Origin of the sequence: Salmonella sp. SAL4457 (assembly GCF_046548235.1) — a bacterium.
GTDB classification, from domain to species: domain Bacteria; phylum Pseudomonadota; class Gammaproteobacteria; order Enterobacterales; family Enterobacteriaceae; genus Salmonella; species Salmonella enterica.
This window is the reverse complement of record NZ_JBGDZO010000219.1, coordinates 1-325: the sequence shown is the minus strand read 5'-3', so window position 1 is coordinate 325 and position 325 is coordinate 1. Positions and strand designations below refer to the sequence as shown.

General features: G+C 61.5%; 1 protein-coding gene. It reads right to left on the bottom strand.

Going from position 1 to position 325, the window contains the following annotated elements:
• A partial coding sequence (gene eutH / locus ACLJNW_RS23995) for an ethanolamine utilization protein EutH (protein WP_410961192.1) occupies positions 1 to 248 on the bottom strand: 248 nt, incomplete at its 3' end.
• Positions 249 to 325 lie beyond the last annotated feature (77 nt).

The following is a 325-nucleotide window of genomic DNA, read 5'->3' as shown; positions in this document are numbered from 1 at the left end:
AGCGCGGCGATGGATACGTCGGAACCGAGGGTCTGGAAGAACGGGCCGAGGGCATGGGAAATCGCCTTCGACAGATAGGGAATGGCTACCATGATGCCGGCCTGGGCGAGGAACACCGGACCGATGGCGTGGATGCCGTTGACGAACTCGCGGCCCAGACCGCTTTCCGGGCGCAGGATGGAAGCCAGCGCGCCAAGTACCGCACCCAGCATGATCAGGTAAATCACATAGTTTCCGAACTCGGCCATCTGCGTCGTTCTCCCCTCGGCAGGCTCCCGTAGCGGGATGCGTTCTTCTGGTTGTCTGGTCGGGAGCTGTCTCTTAT